The 17,583-nt window shown below is 69.0% G+C and carries 16 protein-coding genes; 8 read left to right on the forward strand and 8 right to left on the reverse strand.

All coding sequences use genetic code 11. The features are described from left to right. Window positions 1-81: 81 nt before the first annotated feature. Window positions 82-597 carry an Hsp20/alpha crystallin family protein gene (locus L593_RS09135; RefSeq protein ID WP_081638686.1) on the reverse strand — a complete coding sequence of 172 codons (516 nt, stop codon included), beginning with the start codon at window positions 595-597 and terminating at the stop codon, window positions 82-84. After that, a complete protein-coding gene (locus tag L593_RS15650) occupies window positions 594-1,145 on the reverse strand; it encodes a hypothetical protein (RefSeq protein ID WP_144060739.1) in 552 nt (183 codons plus the stop codon). The genes L593_RS09135 and L593_RS15650 overlap by 4 nt, the downstream gene beginning before the upstream one ends. 45 nt (window positions 1,146-1,190) lie before the next feature. Here L593_RS15650 and L593_RS15655 point away from each other — a divergent pair, with 45 nt between their 5' ends. Then, on the forward strand, window positions 1,191-1,448 hold the full coding sequence (locus tag L593_RS15655; protein WP_144060740.1) for a hypothetical protein: 258 nt from the start codon (window positions 1,191-1,193) through the stop codon (window positions 1,446-1,448). A gap of 518 nt (window positions 1,449-1,966) precedes the next feature. Here the strand turns inward: L593_RS15655 and L593_RS09145 are convergent. The 4 genes from L593_RS09145 to L593_RS09160 form a co-directional block, all read right to left on the reverse strand. Further along, window positions 1,967-3,511 carry a CHRD domain-containing protein gene (locus tag L593_RS09145; protein WP_020446675.1) on the reverse strand — a complete coding sequence of 515 codons (1,545 nt, stop codon included), beginning with the start codon at window positions 3,509-3,511 and terminating at the stop codon, window positions 1,967-1,969. A 387-nt stretch (window positions 3,512-3,898) separates the two neighbouring features. Then, window positions 3,899-5,956 (reverse strand): PGF-CTERM sorting domain-containing protein, encoded by a 2,058-nt coding sequence (locus tag L593_RS09150; protein ID WP_394296466.1) that lies wholly within the window; start codon window positions 5,954-5,956, stop codon window positions 3,899-3,901. Between the two features lie 310 nt (window positions 5,957-6,266). Beyond that, entirely contained in the window at window positions 6,267-6,575 is a 309-nt protein-coding gene (locus L593_RS09155; RefSeq protein ID WP_049894020.1) for a hypothetical protein, read from the reverse strand. Window positions 6,576-6,684: 109 nt separating this feature from the next. Continuing rightward, complete coding sequence (locus tag L593_RS09160; protein ID WP_020446678.1) at window positions 6,685-6,966, reverse strand: winged helix-turn-helix domain-containing protein; 282 nt, start codon at window positions 6,964-6,966, stop codon at window positions 6,685-6,687. 202 nt (window positions 6,967-7,168) lie between these two features. On the opposite strand from L593_RS09160, the gene L593_RS09165 reads away from it, so the two are divergent. The 7 genes from L593_RS09165 to L593_RS09190 all read left to right on the forward strand — a co-directional run bounded on the left by L593_RS09165 (window position 7,169) and on the right by L593_RS09190 (window position 15,911). Beyond that, window positions 7,169-8,104 carry an NAD-dependent epimerase/dehydratase family protein gene (locus L593_RS09165; RefSeq protein WP_049894419.1) on the forward strand — a complete coding sequence of 312 codons (936 nt, stop codon included), beginning with the start codon at window positions 7,169-7,171 and terminating at the stop codon, window positions 8,102-8,104. 158 nt (window positions 8,105-8,262) lie between these two features. Beyond that, window positions 8,263-8,433, forward strand: a complete 171-nt coding sequence (locus tag L593_RS16015) for a hypothetical protein (protein ID WP_187292612.1) — start codon at window positions 8,263-8,265, stop codon at window positions 8,431-8,433. Between the two features lie 239 nt (window positions 8,434-8,672). Continuing rightward, a complete protein-coding gene (locus tag L593_RS09170; protein WP_020446680.1) occupies window positions 8,673-9,758 on the forward strand; it encodes a lysylphosphatidylglycerol synthase transmembrane domain-containing protein in 1,086 nt (361 codons plus the stop codon). 7 nt (window positions 9,759-9,765) lie between these two features. After that, window positions 9,766-10,980 (forward strand): hypothetical protein, encoded by a 1,215-nt coding sequence (locus tag L593_RS09175; protein ID WP_020446681.1) that lies wholly within the window; start codon window positions 9,766-9,768, stop codon window positions 10,978-10,980. Between the two features lie 54 nt (window positions 10,981-11,034). Beyond that, window positions 11,035-12,192: an extracellular solute-binding protein gene (locus L593_RS09180; protein WP_020446682.1), complete on the forward strand. Its 1,158-nt coding sequence runs from the start codon at window positions 11,035-11,037 to the stop codon at window positions 12,190-12,192. 139 nt (window positions 12,193-12,331) lie between these two features. Then, the gene (locus tag L593_RS09185; RefSeq protein ID WP_020446683.1) at window positions 12,332-14,596 is read left to right on the forward strand and encodes a glycosyltransferase family 39 protein; all 2,265 of its coding nucleotides are present in this window, start codon (window positions 12,332-12,334) and stop codon (window positions 14,594-14,596) included. A 103-nt stretch (window positions 14,597-14,699) separates the two neighbouring features. Continuing rightward, the gene (locus L593_RS09190; protein WP_020446684.1) at window positions 14,700-15,911 is read left to right on the forward strand and encodes an aldo/keto reductase; all 1,212 of its coding nucleotides are present in this window, start codon (window positions 14,700-14,702) and stop codon (window positions 15,909-15,911) included. A 61-nt stretch (window positions 15,912-15,972) separates the two neighbouring features. Here L593_RS09190 and L593_RS16020 read toward each other — a convergent pair whose 3' ends face one another. Next, window positions 15,973-16,143, reverse strand: a complete 171-nt coding sequence (locus L593_RS16020) for an HVO_0758 family zinc finger protein (protein ID WP_020446685.1) — start codon at window positions 16,141-16,143, stop codon at window positions 15,973-15,975. Window positions 16,144-16,229: 86 nt separating this feature from the next. Then, window positions 16,230-17,426 carry an MFS transporter gene (locus L593_RS09195; RefSeq protein ID WP_049894022.1) on the reverse strand — a complete coding sequence of 399 codons (1,197 nt, stop codon included), beginning with the start codon at window positions 17,424-17,426 and terminating at the stop codon, window positions 16,230-16,232. Window positions 17,427-17,583: the final 157 nt, after the last annotated feature.

Consider the following 17,583-nt stretch of genomic DNA (forward strand, 5'->3'; position numbering starts at 1 on the left):
CCGACCCGGCCGGCGTCGTTCCGCACCGTGCCGACCGACTGCGGCGTGGAGGGACCGTGTGTCAGCGGGAAGCGACCGCCGCTACTGGAACGCGATCGTCCGGCGACGGCGCGACTCGGTTTTCGGGATCGTCACCGTGCAGACGCCGTCGTCGTGGGTCGCTTTCGCGCCCTCGACGTCGGCACCGGGCGGGATCTGCACGACCCGTTCGAGGTGGGTCGGCCGTTCCAGCAGGAGCGGCGAGCGTCCTTCCTCGGGCTCCTGCTCGCGGACGGCGGTGACGAGGAGGGTCTGCTCGTCGGCCCGTAGCTCGATCTCGTCCTCCTCGAAGCCGGGCGTATCTACGTGGATCAGGACCTCGTCGGCCGTCTCGTAGACGTCGATCGGCGGTACGACGACGGACGGCTGCCCGGCCGCTGTCGGCTCGTCGATGCCACTGGGCTGGCCCATGGGCGGTTGCGGACCGGCGCTTGCCGCCGCGGCCTGCCCCGCGAACTGCGCCTGTGCTGGCATCGCGCTGCCGGCTGATTGCTGGCCGAGGCGGCTCGCTGTCCGGAGCTGCCCGGTCGGCCACCAGGCATCGCGGGGCTGGCTCATGATTGCTGGGCCCACTGGCCGGTCTTGGGCTGTCCGAAACCGCCCGTACGCTCGGTGCCGGTCGTCGGTTGGAGCATCCCCGTGGCTTGCAGCCACGACGCGATCGGTGCCAGTTGCGCCTGCTGGAAGGCCTGCCCGAGTTCCGCGAACCGCTGGGCGACGTCGTTGGCCTGCTCGAGGAACGGCTGCATCGACTCCATGCCCGTGCCTCCGCCGGCCATCTGCTGGCCGCCGTACTGCTGCGCGGCGCCAGGCTGCTGGCTCTGCTGGGCGAAACCAGCCGTTCCCTGCTGTCCGATCTGGCTGGGCTGCGATCCCACCCCGGTCGGCTGTGCTCGCTGTCGCCCGTACCGCTGGGTCTGGAGCTGTCCCGACTGGCGTCCCATCTGCTGCTGGGACTCCTGGGGGTACTGGGACGGCTGCTGCCGTGGTTGCCCCTGCTGGAGCTGCTGATAGCCCTGCTGTGGCGACTGCGACGCGGGCTGCTGGCCGCTCTGCCCGATGCCCTGGTGCTGGCTACCCTGCTGGGGCGCCTGACCGCCCGTCACGTGCTGCGTTGAACTCTGCTGTCGTGGGTACTGCTGCTGGAACGGTTGCTGCTGGCCGAGCCCCTGCTGTGGCAGCTGTTGCTGTGGAGCCTGCTGGTGGAGGGCTCCCTGCGTGGAGGCTCCGTGCTGCTGAGGCACCTGCTGGGCCGACTGCTGCTGTGGAATCTGTTGCTGGGGGATCCCCTGTTGGGACGGCTGTTGTGGGAGCTGCCCCTGCGGCACGTGTTGGACCGGCTGCTGAGGTATTTGCTGTTGCGGAGATTGCTGCTGAGGAGTTTGCTGCTGGGGCATCTGCTGCTGTGACTGCTGCGGAGCCTGCTGCTGTGACGGCTGTTGCTGCGGGAACTGCTGGGCTTGCTGCTGGGGCTGCTGTGCGTACTGCTGTCGATACTGCTGGGACTGCTGCGTGGGTTGTTGCTGCATAGGGATGTACGAGGATACGCGATCCGTGGGGACGGTACCGCCTGTGCGACTGCCGGGCGTCGGCGGCGCTGCGCCGGTCGTCGCGGAGCGCTGTGGCTCCTGCCAGGGGTGCTGTTCCATCGGAAGTTCGCCGAGGAGCCTCCCTCGACGGGAGGAGGGACTATCGGGCACGGATTAAACCCGGTACACCGTTCGCCCGAGTTCGAATGGGTACGCAGGTGTTATGCCGACGACGGCGACGGAGTAGGACGCCACGATGTGGGGCAATGCGATCCTATGGGTCGAGGCCGCCGCGCAAGGTGATCGATACAGTGACAGTCTCTCACAGCCTACTCGGGTCACCTGTTACCGCTCGATGGATACAGCCACCGTTCGTCGTATCTGAACGGGACGGAGGGTCACCCCGTGTCGTTCGTAGCGTTGTCCATCATGTCGTTATCCACGGTGTCGTTGCCCATCGTCTCGTTGCCGATGGTGTCGTTTCCGATCGTGTCGTTGCCATCGACCGTGGTCTCGTTGCCCGGTTCAGTCGCGTTCTCCCCGGGCGCACTCGCGTTTCCCTCCGGTTCACTCACGTTACCGTCGGGCGCGGTTTCGTTCCCGGCGCCGTCGTCGGGTGGCCCCTCCGGCGGCCCGTCACCGTCGTCCGGTGGTCCGTCCGCTCCCCCGTCGTCTTGATCGTCCCCTCCATTGTCGTCGGCATCTTCCTCGTCCACGGGGCCATCGCCCTCGGGCGCTCCGCCGCCACGCCGTTCCGCCATCGGCGTCGTCCGGCGCAGTTGCCCTCTGATCTCGCCGCCGGGATGCTGCGTGGTGTGGACGTTGACGTAGTAGTTCGACGGCGTTTCGCCCACCGCCTGGGCGAGTTCGGGGTCGGCGACGAACCCGGACTCCACGATGGGCTCCTCCGGGAGTGCGTCCGCCAGTTCGCCGTCGCCGCTCCCGTCGAGTTCGTCGTTGAATACGACGAGCGGGGCGACGACGGGACCGGCGACGTCCGCCCCGCCTTCGTGAATGTGGGCCTGCGTGACGCCCTCCACGTCCTCGACCAGGAGTTCCCAGAAGAGGCCGACCGGCGTCGGGACGACGCGAGCGCAGCCGCTGGCCTCGGTGAAGACGCCCTGGTCCGCGGCGCTCAGTGCAGCGGTCGTCGCCCCCGGGTCCGACGGGTCGAAGTACTCGGGGGGCAGCGTCTTGCTCTCCGCGGGGAGGTCGCTCCACGCGACGCTGCCCTGGTCGGCGATCGTCTCCGGATCGAGGGCGGACTCTCGGAGCACCGTCGCGGCGAGTCCCTGCGGTGGGATCGGCGATTCTGGGCTGGGGATTGCTTCGCCCCACTCGGCTTCCGGTGGCGCCTCCGTCGCCGGGCCGCTCGCCTCGCCGACGACGATCCGGATCACCATGCCCGCGAACTCGTGTGGGAAACAGAAGAGGTCGTAGACGCCGGGCTCCTCGAAGGTGTACAGGAAGTACGAGTCGGTCCAGAGCACCGGCGAGGAGATCGGGCCGACGCCGTCGGGGACCCGCTGGGTGTAGCCCAGTTCGGGGTGATACGAGCTGATCGTGTGGTGTGGCGAGGCCAGCGAGAACTGGACGGTGTCGCCCGGGTCTACGGCCAGGCCGACAGGATCGAAGACGAACTCCGGGATCGGGACGCCCGGCTGTTCGCGTTCGATCGTGTCGAGTGCGACCTCGTGGTCGACCTCGACGGGCGGCTCGACGTCGGCGGAGGCTGCTGGGAACCCGAAGAGGGGATCGACCATCGTCGCGCCGTCCATCCCGTCGCCGTCCGTGCCGTTCCCGTTCGTCTCGTTGCCGTCGTCCTGTGCGGTCACGACCGTGCCGCCGAGCGCGCTGAGGCCGATCCCCGCCGCGAGCGCGCCGACGACGGAGCGCCGGTCGAGTTCTGGCATCGCCGGTCGATCGTCTGGTGGGTCCGACATAGCACGAAACACATCGGCCACCCGACGGATTGCTATTCGCGAAGTATCGACGCGTAACGCGGTGTTAGGTCCGTCCAAGCCGGTTTACTTCCGGAACTGCTCCAGCTCGCCGATGGTCTCATCAGTTCCGCGTCACGATACGCTCGGCTTAGCTGGTCCCCACGTCCGATCGGCCGATCGAACGCTTCCCCGACCGAACGCGCTGCAGGCCCGGGTACGATCGGGTTTGTCGGCGCCGGCGCTGTCGTTGTCGGCGCCGGCGCTGTCGTTGTCGGCGCCGGAGCAGTTGCTGTCGACGCCAGGGCTGCCGCTGTCGGCGTAGCGCGTGCCGCGAAAAATGACCGCCGGGGGAGTGATCGAACGGGGCGATTCAGTCGCAGCGGCGATTCAGTCCCGGCGGCGGGCCAGCAGTGCGGCGCCCAGCAGTGCGACCAGCGCGACGGCGATCCCGAACCCGGGGGAGCCGTCGGAGCTGCCGGAGTCATCGGCGTCGGACCCGTCGTCCATGTTGCCGTCGTCCATCCCGTCACCGGAACCGTCGTCGCCGTCACTGCTGCCGTCGTCCGCGCCGCCGTCAGAGCTGCCGTCACCGTCGTCGGACGGCACTTCGATCGCGGCGCTGCCCATCAGCGGCGCGCCGTTCGCGACGTAGGGGCCATCGGCGGCACCCTCGCTCTCGAGGAAGGTGTACGCCTCGTCGCCGTCGGTGTCGTAGTGGGCCATCGCGAACACGCTCCCGCTCTCCTCGAGGGGCGTGGTCAGCGTGATCTCGACGTCCGTGTGCGTGCCGGGGCCGAGGTACGAGCTGGTGCCGCGGACGCTGTCGAAGACTGCGCCGTCGGCGAGCGTCGCGTCGTGGATCGTCACGAAGCCGCCGTTCTGCAGCGTCACGGCGTCGACCGTGATCGTCTCGCCGTTCTCGGCCGTCTGGTCACCGATCGTGACATGGGCCGGAACGTCGACCATCGCGGCCGTCATGACGATGCTGCCGCCGGCGGTGTACGGCCCGTCGTTCTCGCCCTCGCTCTCGAGGAACGTGTAGGTCTCGTCGCCGTCGGTGTCCTGGTGAGCCATCGCGTAGAACGTGTGGCTCTCGTCGACTGGCTCGTCGAGCGTGATCGTCACGTCCGTGTGGACGCCAGGCTCGAGGTACTCGCTCGTGCCGCGGACGCTGCCGAAGACCGAGCCGTTGGTCAGCGTCTCGTCGTGGATCGTGACGAAGCCGCCCTCCGAGAGGTCGACGCGCTCGACCGTGACGGTCGTCCCGTCGCTACTATGGGCGGCGAAGTCGACCGAGGCCGCGACGGACACCGTGCCGTCGTCCATCACGATGTCGCCGTTCTCGTTCGTGTAGGGACCGTCCTCGCCGCCCTCGCCCTCGGGGAAGGTGTAGGTCTCGTCGCCGTCGGTGTCCTGGTGGGCCATCGCGAACAGCGTGTCGTTGGCCGACAGGGAGTCGTTCAGCAGCACGGTCACGTCGCGGTGCAGGCCGGGCGCGAGGAACTCGCTCGTGCCGCGGATGCTCGCGAAGACCTCGCCGTCACCGAGCGACGAGTCGTGCATGGTGACGAAGCCGCCCTCGGGGAGGAAGACGGAGTCGACGACCACGTGGTTACCGCCCGTCGTCTGGGCGTCGAAGGTGGAGGATGCCGTGGTCGAGACCGTGGCCTGTGCAGGCGCCATCACGATCTCGCCGGCAGCGTCAGTGTAGGGACCGTCCGCTTCGCCCTCGCTCGCTGCGAAGGTGTAGTTCTCGTCACCGTCGGTGTCCTGGTGGGCCATGTAGAACACCTGGTCGGACTCGTTCAGCGGGGAATCGAGCTGGACCCGGACGTCCTCGTGGACGCCGGCGGGGAGGTACGCGCTCGTGCCGCGGATGCTCGGGAAGACGTCGCCGTCTGCGAGCGAGCTGTCGTGGACCGTGACGAACCCGCCCTCGGCGAGTTCGACGCGGTCGACGATGAGCGAGTCGCCGGTCGTCGGCTGGTCGCTCGCCGTAACGGTCGCGGTCGCGGTCACTTCGGCGGCATCCATGACGATGTTTCCGTCCATCGTGTAGGGGCCGTCCGCCTCGCCGTTGCTCGCCACGAAGGAGTACGCGCGGTCACCGTTCGTGTCCTGGTGGGCCATGGCGTGGTAGGTGCCGGAGGCCTGACCGGACTCGAGGGTCACTGTCACGTTCTCGTGCGTGCCGGCAGCGAGGTAGCCGCTCGTGCCGACGACGCTGCCGAACGTGTCGCCGTCGGTCAGCGAGTCGTCGTGGATCGTGACGAACCCGCCCTCGGGTAGAGTCACTTCGTCGACAGTGACCGTCGTGCCGCCGCTCGTCTGGTTCGAGAAGGAGACGCTCGCAGCGTCCATCCCGTCCTGTGCGCTGGTCGTAGTCGTGCTCGCGCTGACGGTCGCGGCACCCGCGATGGCCGCCATCACGAGTACCACAACCATTGCCAGTGCCGGTAGGCTGCGTGGCATACACAGTGCGACCACGAACTACCTAAAGGGGATTTGCCGAACTGGGCCCGGAGTCTCACCCAATTTCGTCCCCAAAGTTCGCTCCGTCAGTGGGTTTTGCCGCTTCCGTGCTCGCGAGCCACGACCCGGGTGCATACCAGTTACGCATATAAACAGACGGCGTCGGTCCCGGCTGGTACCCGCCCGATCCGAGCCGAGAGAGCGTGGGCTCCCGTGAACCCGAGGCGACGCGAGCGGAGAACGACCGGAGGAACAGGTGCGGCGACGACCAGGATCGGGCTGGTCAATCCCAGGTGATCCAGACCAGGAAGGCGATCCCGACCGTCTCGAGGACGTGCAGCGCCATCATCCACTTCCAGGCCAGCGGCGGGACGGCGCTGCTCGCGAACCAGTCCGCGAGCACCCCGTGGAACACGTACATGTAGAGCGAGGTCGCGTTCTCCGCCAGCAGGAACAGGCCGAAGACGGTGAAGCCGAGCGCGTGCTTGGAGCGCAGCTCGTAGTAGTTCCGGCCCCAGATCGCGAGGAGGACGGCGAGGAGGACGACGTTGACGCCCGCGGAGAGCCGCGCGACGTCGAACCACACACTCATCGTACCCCTCCTTTCCGCCGGGCAGGGATAACCACTTTCCCAAATTCGTTCCAAGAGCGGCCCACAACCGCAGTGAGCGGCCGGTACGGTACCTGTGTCGTATGTTCAGTCATGACTCGTCCACCTGTTCCATGATCTCCTCGATCGTGTCCCAGTGATGCCGGGCGCTGTCCGTCGGGAGGTAGACCGCGCCGTAGTCGTCGCCGCTGTTCTCCACGACCCCGTTGTCCACCAGCACCTCGAGGTGGTGTCGAACCGTCTTGTAGTCGAGGTCGAGGTCGTCGGCGAGCTGGTTCGCGTTGCGTGGACGTTCGTCCATGGCACGCAGGAGGCGCACCCGGTTGGTGCCCCCGCGCGTGCCCGTCAACACGTACCAGAGCGCCGCTTCCATCGCCCCCACCAACCGAGGGAAGCCACCTAATTCCACCGATGGCCGTCAGGAACGCCGGTACTCGTGACGGCCGACGACGGGGCGCCACTCGTCGTGCCGACCCGGAATCGTTTTCCCCGGAGTCGCCCACGCTCTCGCCATGTCCGACGCCTCGCCCGGATCCGACCGACGCCCCGGCGTGCTCCCCGACGGGGGCCACATCGTGTCGTTCCCAGACGGCGACGCAGTCGTCACCGGCGGCGCGGGCTTCCTCGGCTCGCACCTCGTCGAGCGACTCCTCGACGACGGCGCCGACGTCACCGTCGTCGACGACCTCCGCGGCGGGAACAGGGAGTGGGTCCCAGACGCGGCGGCCCTCCAGGAATTCGACCTCGCTGCGCCCGGTGCAGTCGACGATCTGGTAGCCGTCCTCCCGACCGGAGCCGACGTCTACCACCTCGCGGCCGACAAGTACGTCGACAACGACGAACCGATCGAGCAGTACGCACGGAACACCAGAATGACCCAGCACGTCGTCGCGGCCGCCGAAGCCGCCGACGCCGAGCGGTTCGTCTTCACCTCCTCCTCGACGGTGTACGGCGAGGCCCCACGCCCGACCCCGGAGGACTACGCGCCGCTCGAACCGATCAGCGCCTACGGTGCGGGCAAACTCGCCGACGAGGGACTCCTCTCCGCGCGGGCCCACGCGGGAGCGTTCGACGCGTGGACGTTCCGCTTCGCCAACGTCGTCGGCCCCCGGTTGCGGGGCGCAGTCGTCCCGGACTTCATCGAGAAGCTCCAGGCCGACCCCTCGACGCTCGAAATTCTGGGCGACGGCCGCCAGGAGAAGTCCTACCTCACCGTCGGCGACTGCCTCGACGGGATGGCACACGCCGTCGCGCGGGCGAACGACCCGGTCAACACGTTCAACCTCGGCACCCGGACCACGACCTCGGTCGATCGGATCGCCGCGATCGTCGCGGAGGAACTGGGCGTCGACCCCGCGTACAGCTACACCGGCGGCGAGCGGGGCTGGAAGGGCGACGTGCCGAAGATGTGCCTCTCGGTCGAGAAGCTGAGCGCGCTGGGCTGGGAGCCGACTCGATCGAGCGACGACGCGATCCGGCGGGCGACGCGGCAGTTGATCGAGGAGCTGTAATCCGGAGGAGCGGCCTCGTTCGATTCCTTAAGTGGCGATCGTTTCTAGCAGTCGTCTTGCAAACGAGGCACGGAGTGGTCACTTCTGGGCGTCACAGCCGAAAACTGGTTGTGCTCGATTCCGACAATATTATGCAAGAATGTCCGCTATCGACCGATATGACTGCCCTCCAGGCAATCGCAGGCACCTCACTGGGAAGTATCATTGTGGCACTCGTTGTCCCGTTCCTCGTCGTCGCCTTCGGCACGTACGTGGGCGCCCTGATGGCGCTGCAGTCGTTCTTCGGCGAGTCGTCGTGGCAGGACGTCTCGACGGACCATGAGGAGTGAGGCGTGCGTCTGCCACACCGCTGTACGTACCAACGCTCGGTTCACCAGCGCGCATCGCCCTCGAACGCCGCGATCAAGTGCTCCTCCGCAACGCGTCCGGGTAGGATTGGACGCGAGGCACGTTTCCGAGCGGCACCGGAACTAGAGAGCGCTCCCGAGCGGTCTACCGTCGTTACCGTTCGCCCACCGCCCCACGAGTTTTAGGTGGGCTTAACTTTCCGTAGCCGTGAGCCGACACCATGCAAGCGCAGCCAGCGCCCGAACCGGAGCCGTCGGAGCCCGGTAGCTCCCGGCGCCGGCTGCCGATTCTCGGGACGATCGCCGTCCTGGTCCTCGGCGGACTCGTTGCGGCCCGAACCGTCGACCTCGGCGAAGCCGTCGACGCCATCCGCGCCGCCGACCCGCTGCTCCTCGCTGCAGCGATCCTCGTCTACGCCCTTTCTTGGCCCCTTCGCGGCCGGCGCTACGGCGACGTGCTCGCGCCGATGGACCGCCGGCTTCGCACCGGCTTCCTCACGAGTGCGGTCCTCCTGAGCCAGACCGCGAACCTCGCGATCCCCGCCCGTGGCGGCGACGCCGTCCGCGCGGTCGTCCTGAAGCGCCGCCGCGCCGTGGCCTACGCGACCGGCGTCGCGTCCCTCGCCGTCGAGCGGGCGTTCGACCTGCTCGCGATCGGCGCGCTCGGCGGCGTCGCGCTCGCGTGGCTCGTCCTCGCGGGCGACGCGGCGCCGGTGTTCGACGGGCTGCGATCGCTCGACCTCCCGGTGGCCCTGTTTTCGGGAGCGGCGGCCGGGATCGGACTGCTGCTCGCTGCCGGCGCCGTCCTCGCGTACCGCTCCAGCAGCGCGGCGCTCGACCTGCTTCCCGATCGGCTGCGCGACGGCGTCGCGACCGCCGCCTCGAACCTCGCGGTGCTCGTCCGTCGCCCCCGCGCCCTCGCCGCCGTCGGCCTCGGTAGCGTCGCGATCTGGGCGCTCGACGCGGTCACCGCGGTCCTCGTCCTTGCCGCCGTCGCGAACCCCGACCCGCTCGCACTCCTCGCGGTCGGCACCCTCGCCGTCTGTGCGGGCAACCTCGCGAAGGTCCTGCCGCTTACGCAGGGTGGCGTCGGGCTCTACGAGGGTGCCTTCGCCGCGACCGTCGTCGCGCTCTCGCCCATCGCTGGCTCCCTGGCCCTCGCGGCCGCGTTGCTCGACCACGCGCTGAAGAACGGCGTCACCCTGGCGGGCGGCGCGCTCGCCGGACTCGTCCTCCACCGCTCTTCGGCGTCCGAGACGGGCGATTCGACGCGAACCGGCAACCTTTTAGGTTGGCCTAAAAGATAGGCTGACAATGCAACCGGACGTCTGCGTGATCGTCCCCACGATCCGCGAGTACGAGTGTCTGGAGGCGTACGTCGAGAACGCCCACCAGCACGGGTTCGACACCGACCGGCTCCACGTCGTCCTCGTCACCGAGGACTTCTGTGACACCGACGCGATGCGGGCGATGCTCGACGACCTCGGGGTCTCGGGCGAGGTCTTCGACGGCACCGCCCGCGAGGCGTGGTTCGCAGAGCAGGGCATTTCCGAGTACGAGGATCTCATTCCCGAGGCCAGTCACGCCCAGACGAGCTTCGGCCTGCTGTACATGTGGGCGAACCCCCAGTTCGAGTACGGCGTGTTCGTCGACGACGACACGCTGCCCCACGAGGAGTGGGACTTCTTCGGCCAGCACCTCGCAAATCTCGCCTTCGAGGGTGAGGTAGAGGAAGTGTCCTCCGACGAGCAGTGGGTCAACGTCCTCTACCAGAACGCCGACGAGCACGGCCTCTACCCCCGTGGCTACCCCTACTCCGCGATGCACGAGACGGTAGAGACCGACACCGCCCACGTCGACACCGTCGTCGCCTCCCAGGGCCTCTGGACGAACGTCCCGGACCTCGACGCCGTCCGGATCCTGATGGACGGCGACCTCGAGGGCCAGGCCCAGACACGGACCGAGTTCTCGGACTTCGGCGAGGACTTCGTCGCCGCCGACGGGAACTACCTCACCGTCTGCTCGATGAACCTCGGCTTCCGCCGCGAGGTCATCCCGGCCTTCTACCAGCTACCGATGGACGACAACGAGTGGGCCGTCGGTCGCTTCGACGACATCTGGAGCGGCGTCTTCCTCAAGCGCGCCTGCGACCTGCTGGGCGCCCGGATCTACAACGGCCAGCCGCTCTGTGAACACAACAAGGCGCCGCGCTCGACGTTCGACGACCTCCACAACGAGGTCGCTGGCCTGGAACTCAACGAGCACGTCTGGGAGCTGGTCGACGACGTGGAACCGGCAGCCATCTCGGAGGGGTCGATCGATCGTGACGCCGCCGCGGTCCCCTCGCCCGAGTCCTTCGCGGCCGTCTTCGAGGCGATGGGTCACGAACTCGCCACCGGCGACTACTCCCAGTGGCGCAACGGCGAGTTCCTGAACCTGGTCGGCGAGACGATGCTCGACTGGCTGGACTGCCTCGATCGAATCGAGCCCGTGGCAGCCGAGCCGGTGCCCGTCGCCGCCGACGACTAGACCGCAATCCTGCGAATCGACGACCACCTCCCACACCCACGACACCACCCAATCATGACCGACACCCCACGCGATTCCCCGATCGGACGAGCCCCCGACGACCGCGACGGCCGATCGAGCCGTCGTGCGTTCCTCGCGAGCGCCGGCGCGCTCGGCGCCGTCGGCCTCGCCGGCTGTATCGACTTCCCCGGCGGCGGGAACGACGACAGCGAGCCGTTCAACTGGATCGGCTCCGGCCCCGGCGCCCGCCTTGGCCAGGACGGTACGCCGATGTCCGCGATGCCCGACCTCGAGGGCGAACTCACGGTGTACTCCGGCCGCCACCAGTTCCTCGTCGGCGACCTGATCGACTCGATCAACTCGCTGTACGACGACTTCCACGCGGAGGTCCGCTACGGCGGGAGCTCCAGCGAGATGGTCAACCAGATCATCACCGAGGGCTCTGGCACCCCTGCAGACGTGTTCTACTCCGTCAACGCCGGCTCCCTGGGCTCGCTCGCAGAGTCCGGCCGGACACAGGCACTCTCCTCGGACCTCCTCGAGCTGGTCCGCCCCGAGTTCCACACCGACCAGTGGATCGGGACCTCCGGCCGCGCCCGCTCGGTCCCCTACAACACGAACGCCTTCTCCGCGTCCGAACTGCCCGACGATATCATGGCCTACCCCGACCTCGACGCCGACTTCGGCTGGGCGCCGACCTACGGCTCCTGCCAGGCGTTCGTCACCGCGATGCGGATCCTCGAGGGCGACGAGGCCACCCGGCAGTGGATCGAGGGCATGCTCGATCAGGGCATCCAGACCTACCCCGACGAGTTCGTCGCCAACCAGGCGATCGCCGACGGCGAGATCGACGTCGGGTTCACGAACCACTACTACATCCAGCGCGTCCTCGACGGCAACCCCGACGCCCCGATCGCCACGGCGTTCACCCAGGGCGACGCTGGCGCGACGTTCAACGTCGCCGGCGCGGCGGTCGTCGATCAGGCGAACGACCCGACGCTCGCCGAGAACTTCGTCCGGCACCTGCTCTCCGCGGAGGCGCAGGCCTACTTCGCCGTCGAGACGTTCGAGTACCCGCTCGCCCCCGGCGTCGATCCCGTCGGCGACCTGCCGCGAATCGACGAACTCGACGTGCCCGACGTCGACCTCGCACAGCTGGGCGACATGAGCGGCACCGTCGACCTGATGGAGTCCGCCGGCGTCGAACTCTGAGGGACTCGCTCCGTCCGTCTCGGACCGCGGCGGTACTCCGACCACCTCGGACCGAGGCGGCACTCCGGCCACTTCCGGCCGATGCCCGACCCGCGGTCGCATCGCCACGCTGATTCCCTGTCCGAACCCTTCATCACCCGTGTCGTCCGATCGCGCCCGCTCGCTGCTCGCACGGCTGCGCAGTGACGTCCACGCGCGACTCCGCCTCCGCGAGCAGCCGCCCGAGCGCCTCGCCGCTGCCCTCCTCGCCCTCGCTGCTGGGGCCCTCACCTTCTGGATCGCCACCGACCTCTTCCCCTACCACTCCGCGAACCACGACGAGGGCGTCTACCTCCAGCAGGCCGCGCTGTTCCTCGACGGGCGACTCTCCCTCCAGGCCGGCCCGGTCGCCGACGCCGTCCGCCCGTGGTTCTTCGTCCAGGACGGCGGCCGGCTCTACCCGAAGTACCAGCCCTACCCCGCACTGCTCTACGCGATTCCGATGGGCCTGTTCGGCGCGCCGCGACTCGCGCTCGCGTTCGTCGCCGCCGCGAACGTCGCGCTCGTCTACGCCCTCGGCGCCCAGGCGTTCGACCGCCGGATCGGGCTCCTCGCGGCCGCGGCGTTCGCGACCACACCGACGACGCTGCTCACGACGTCCGTGTTCCTGCCCTACGCGCCGACGACGATGCTGAATCTCGCCTTCGCCGTCTGCTACCTCCGGGCCTACCGAAGGCGGAGCGTCGCCTGGGGGATCGTCGCCGGCCTCGCGATCGGTCTCGCCTTCTTCGGGCGGCCCTACACCGCCCTGTTGTTCGCGGCGCCGTTCGTCACCCACGCTTGCTGGCAGATCGCGACCTCGCTTCGGGCGGCTGACCGAACGGCGCTCCTGCGGGGCACGACCGTTCGCGAGCGCTGGCACACCCTCCCTGAAGCGCTCCGTCGAAACACCGGGACCGCGGCCGTCGGCCTCGCCTTCGTCGGCCTGACGCTCGCGTACAACGTCGTCCTCACCGGCTCGCCGTTCCGCTTTCCCTTCACTGCCTTCGCGCCGCAGGACGGCCCCGGCTTCGGCCACCGCGAGATCGTCGGCCACGGCATCGACTTCACCGTCGCGCTCGGCATCGAGTCGAGCGCCCACGTGCTCTGGGGGCTTGCGACCAGGTGGGGCCCGGCGGGGCCGGTCGGCACGCTGCTGGCGATCGGCGGGCTCGCGATGGCAGCCCGCCGGTGGGAGATGGAGCGATTCCGCCGGCTCGCCGACCGGCAGCCGTTCGAGCACACCGGCCAGCAGCTCCTCGCTGGCCTGTTCGTCACCGTTATCGCCGGCAACGTCGCGTTCTGGGGCAACCACAACATCCTCGCGGACTTCGACGACCCCACCGACGGCCTGCTCGGGTTGTTCGGTCCCTTCTACCACTTCGACCTGGTCGCGCCGCTGTCGATCTTCGCAGCGGCGGGCCTCGTCGGCGCCTGGCGATGGGTACGTGCCTGGGACCCGGATCCGTCGGCGAGTGCCGGATTCGGCGGTCGGACGGCGGCGACTGGGCTCGCGGCCCGACTGACCGCGATCGCGTCACCACGGGCGCTCCGCGCGGTCGCCCTCGCGAGCCTGCTGCTCCTCGCCGCGGTCGGCGGCGCGGCCAGCGCCGCGCTCGTCCAGGGGCCGGTCGATCGCCACGAGCAGCGGACGGACTCCCTCGAATCGGCATACGAGCCCTTCGAGGAGCGCAGCTTCGACGACGCCGTCGTCTTCGTCCCGACGCCGTGGGGCGACTGGCTGAACCATCCGTTCCAGCCGCTGCGTAACGACGGTCGGCTCGACGGCGAGGTCGTCTACGCGATGGACCGCCACACAGCGAGCGACTTCGCCGTGCTCGAGGCCTTCCCCGAACGGACGCCCTATCGATACACCTACCGCGGCGAGTGGACCCCCGGCGACGAACCGGTCGAGCCGCGGATCCAGCGCCTCGACGTTCGAACGGCCGAGTCGTTCACCGGCCAGATGGTCGTCGGGGTCCCCGCCCGGATCGATCACGCGGCAGTCCGCCTCGAGACGGACGGCGACGCGTTCGCGACCTACCGGGTCGACGAGCCGGACGATTCGATCGCCGTCGGCTGGTCGCTCGGCGCCGGCGGCGCACGACTCGAGCGGCCCGACGGCACGGCTGGCGAGCAGTTGCCGATCGAGGCGTACGACGAGGTCGCGCTCCAGGTCCGACTGGTCGCGGCGGACGGCTCGACGCTGACCTACCGCCAGGAGGTCGACGTCCGGCGGTCGGGCACGTCTGTCTCCGTGATCTGGCCGCCAGAGCGCACGGTCTGCACGCTGGTCGACGATTGCGGACTGGAGGGCACCTACCTCCCGGAGGATCCGGACGCTCACGGCCCGGGCGTCTCCTTCGAGACCCGATTGCCGGACTGATCGCGACGACCAGCGACGCCAGGAACCGCGGACGCCCAGTTACCGACGTCGAGCGCCGTCCGCGAAGCCGTCCAGCTAACCGTCTCGACCCCCAAGCGGACGCATGGCAACGGCGCAGGGGACCTGGGCGTACCGCGATCGCCACGGCGGCGACTTCGGGCTGACCTTCTTCCGGCGCCACGGCGAGGGCGTCGTCTCGAGCATCGGCCTCGGCACCTACCTCGGCGACCCGACCGACGAGGTCGACGACGCCTACCGTGAGGCGATCGTCGCCGCGCTGCAGCGGGGCTGCAACGTGCTCGACACCGCGATCAACTACCGCTGCCAGCGCTCCGAGCGGGTGATCGGCGAGGCGCTCGCCGAGGCGGCGGACGCTGGCGCTCCGGAGCGCGACGCTGCCGGCGGCGAGGCGGACGTACCGGAAACCGCCGACGCGGCCGAATCGGCCCCCGACGCAGACGTGGCCGGCTCCGATTCGGGCGTCGAGCGCGAGTCCGTGCTGGTCGCGACGAAGGGCGGCTTCCTGCCGTTCGACGGCGAGCGGCCCGACGATCCGGGCCGGTACGTTCGCGAGACGTTCGTCGAACCGGGCATCGTCGATCCGGCGGACCTCGCCCACGGCGCACACGCGATCGCACCGGCGTTCCTCGACGACCAGCTCGATCGATCGCTCGCGAATCTCGGCCTCGACACGATCGACCTGTACTACGTGCACAACCCCGAGACGCAACTCGACGTTCGGTCGCGGGAGGCGGTCTACGACCAGCTCGAAGCCGCTTTCGAGCGCCTTGAGGAGCGGCGCGCAGAGGGGGATATTCGCGCCTACGGCGTCGCAAGCTGGGACGCCTTCCGGGTGCCGCCCGAGCACGACTCGCACCTCTCTCTTCCCGAAGTCATCCAGCGAGCCCGGCGGGCAGCCGAAACCGCCGGGGCGCAGACGACCGGCTTCCGTGCGATCCAGCTTCCGTTCAACGCCGAGATGGCGGACGCGTTCACCGTCGCCGCCCACGAGGGCCCGGAGGGGATGCAGTCGGCATTGCACTTCGCGCAGGACGCCGGGCTCTCGGTGTTCACGAGCGCGAGCATCGGGCAGGGCGAACTGGCGGAGGGCGTCCCCGAGCACGTCGCGGTTCGAGTCGAGGGCGACACGCCGGCCCAGCGCGCGATCAACTTCGCGCGGAGCGCGCCGGGAGTGACCTCGTCGCTGGTCGGGGCGAGCAGCCGCGAGCACGCGATCGAGAACGTGCGGGCCGGCGAGTTCGACCCGCTCGGTGCGGAGGCGTTCGACGCGGTGTTCGCCTCGGATTCGGCGTGAGCGCCGGAGCGCACCGGCGGCTCGCGACGCACTGACCGATCGAGCGGCAGGGAGGGACGCGCTACTTCAGCTCCTTCCACTTCGCGCCACAACTGGGGCAGACGCGGACCGTCCCGACCTCGTCCGGATCGTTCTCGGACTTCAGTTCCTCGTCGCAGGCCGTACAGGCGAGGCGACCGTAGTTGTCCTTCTCCAGGTCGCTGTCCCGCAGCCCCTTCCGGACGGATTTCATGGCGACGCCTACGAAGGGGCCCCTCAAAAAACCGATGCTGGGAGCAACTGGCCGTCCGATCGTCCTGAACCGGGCCGGGGATCGCCTCAGGCCTCCAGTCGGTGGGCCTTCCCGCCGGTCGGGAGGTGGCCCGAGAGGTACAGCGTGCCCATCACTGCGACGAACCCGAGGACGATCACGCCCATCCCCAGGAACAGCGCGTCGAAGCCGACGCCGTAGTCCGTGAGGGTGCCGACGACGACGCTGCCGCTGGCCTGGATCAGCATCATCGTCGCGCTGTAGACGGCGTAGGCGCTCGCGCGGTGCTCGTCGGGGAGCGTGTCGAGCATGTAGGTGTCCATCGCCGGAAAGAGCGCGTGGATGATGAAGCCGATCAGCACGCTGGCCGCGACGATCGCGGCGAGTCCGGAGGCCGCGGTCAGCGCGAACAGGCCGACGGTAAACCCGGTCATCACGGCGAGGACGACCGGGACGTGTTCGAATCGATCCGCGAATTGCCCGCCGGCGTAGAAGGCCGGCACTCCCGCCGCGAACACCACGGTGAGCATCAGGTTCGCGGTGCCACGCGAGAGCCCCTTGACGTCCTCGAGGTAGGTCGCGTAGAAGTTGAACACGCCGTTCCAGACCAGCCCGACGACGCCGATGAGGACGATCCCGGTCAGGATCAGCCGCCACTGCCGGCGCACTGCGGCGAGGATCTCCCGATCCTCTGATCCGGCGTCGGGAAGGTCCGCCCGACGTGCCGCGACGAAGAAGGCCGCCGTCCCGAGCGCGCCGACGACCGCGATCACCACGAACACGCCACGCCAGGTCGCGATCGCGAGGACCGCAGTGACCGCCAGCGGCGCGAGCACCGCGGCGATCTGTGCCGACGCGCCGTGGATCCCCAGCACCCGCCCGACGCTGTTCGGGAACAGCTCCGAGACGAGGGGGTTCGCCGCGATGAAGTACGCCCCGCTCGCGAGGCCCAGCAGGAACGCCCCGATCCCCACGGCGATCGGTGACGGCGCGGCTGCGGTGAGGACGGCGGCGACGGTCAGGCCGATCCCCGCCGCGAGGATGACGTAGTGCCGCGGAACCCGCGTCAGTGCGTAGCCCGCTGGCAGCCGCGGCACCGCGCTACCCAGCCACGCGAGCGTGACGATCAGCCCGATGGAGCCGCCGCTCAGTCCGAAGGCGTCCGACAGCGGCTGGACCAGCGGCGCGAAGATGACCCGGCCGAGATTGACCAGAAACACCATCGCACACAGCGAACCGAAGACCTGCACGCGCCTGGAGGGCATCTACTGATTGGTACCGACGGGGACACTGCAAGCCTTTCGAATCGAAGGAGGGTCTCTCGGCAAGCGTTTCTGGAAGCATCGCCGTTCGTGCCAATAGCCCACGTGACGAACTCGGGCGGTTTCGAGTGGCGATGGCTGGGTAGTGAGACGGCCGCTA

This window comes from Salinarchaeum sp. Harcht-Bsk1 (genome assembly GCF_000403645.1).
Classification (GTDB): domain Archaea; phylum Halobacteriota; class Halobacteria; order Halobacteriales; family Salinarchaeaceae; genus Salinarchaeum.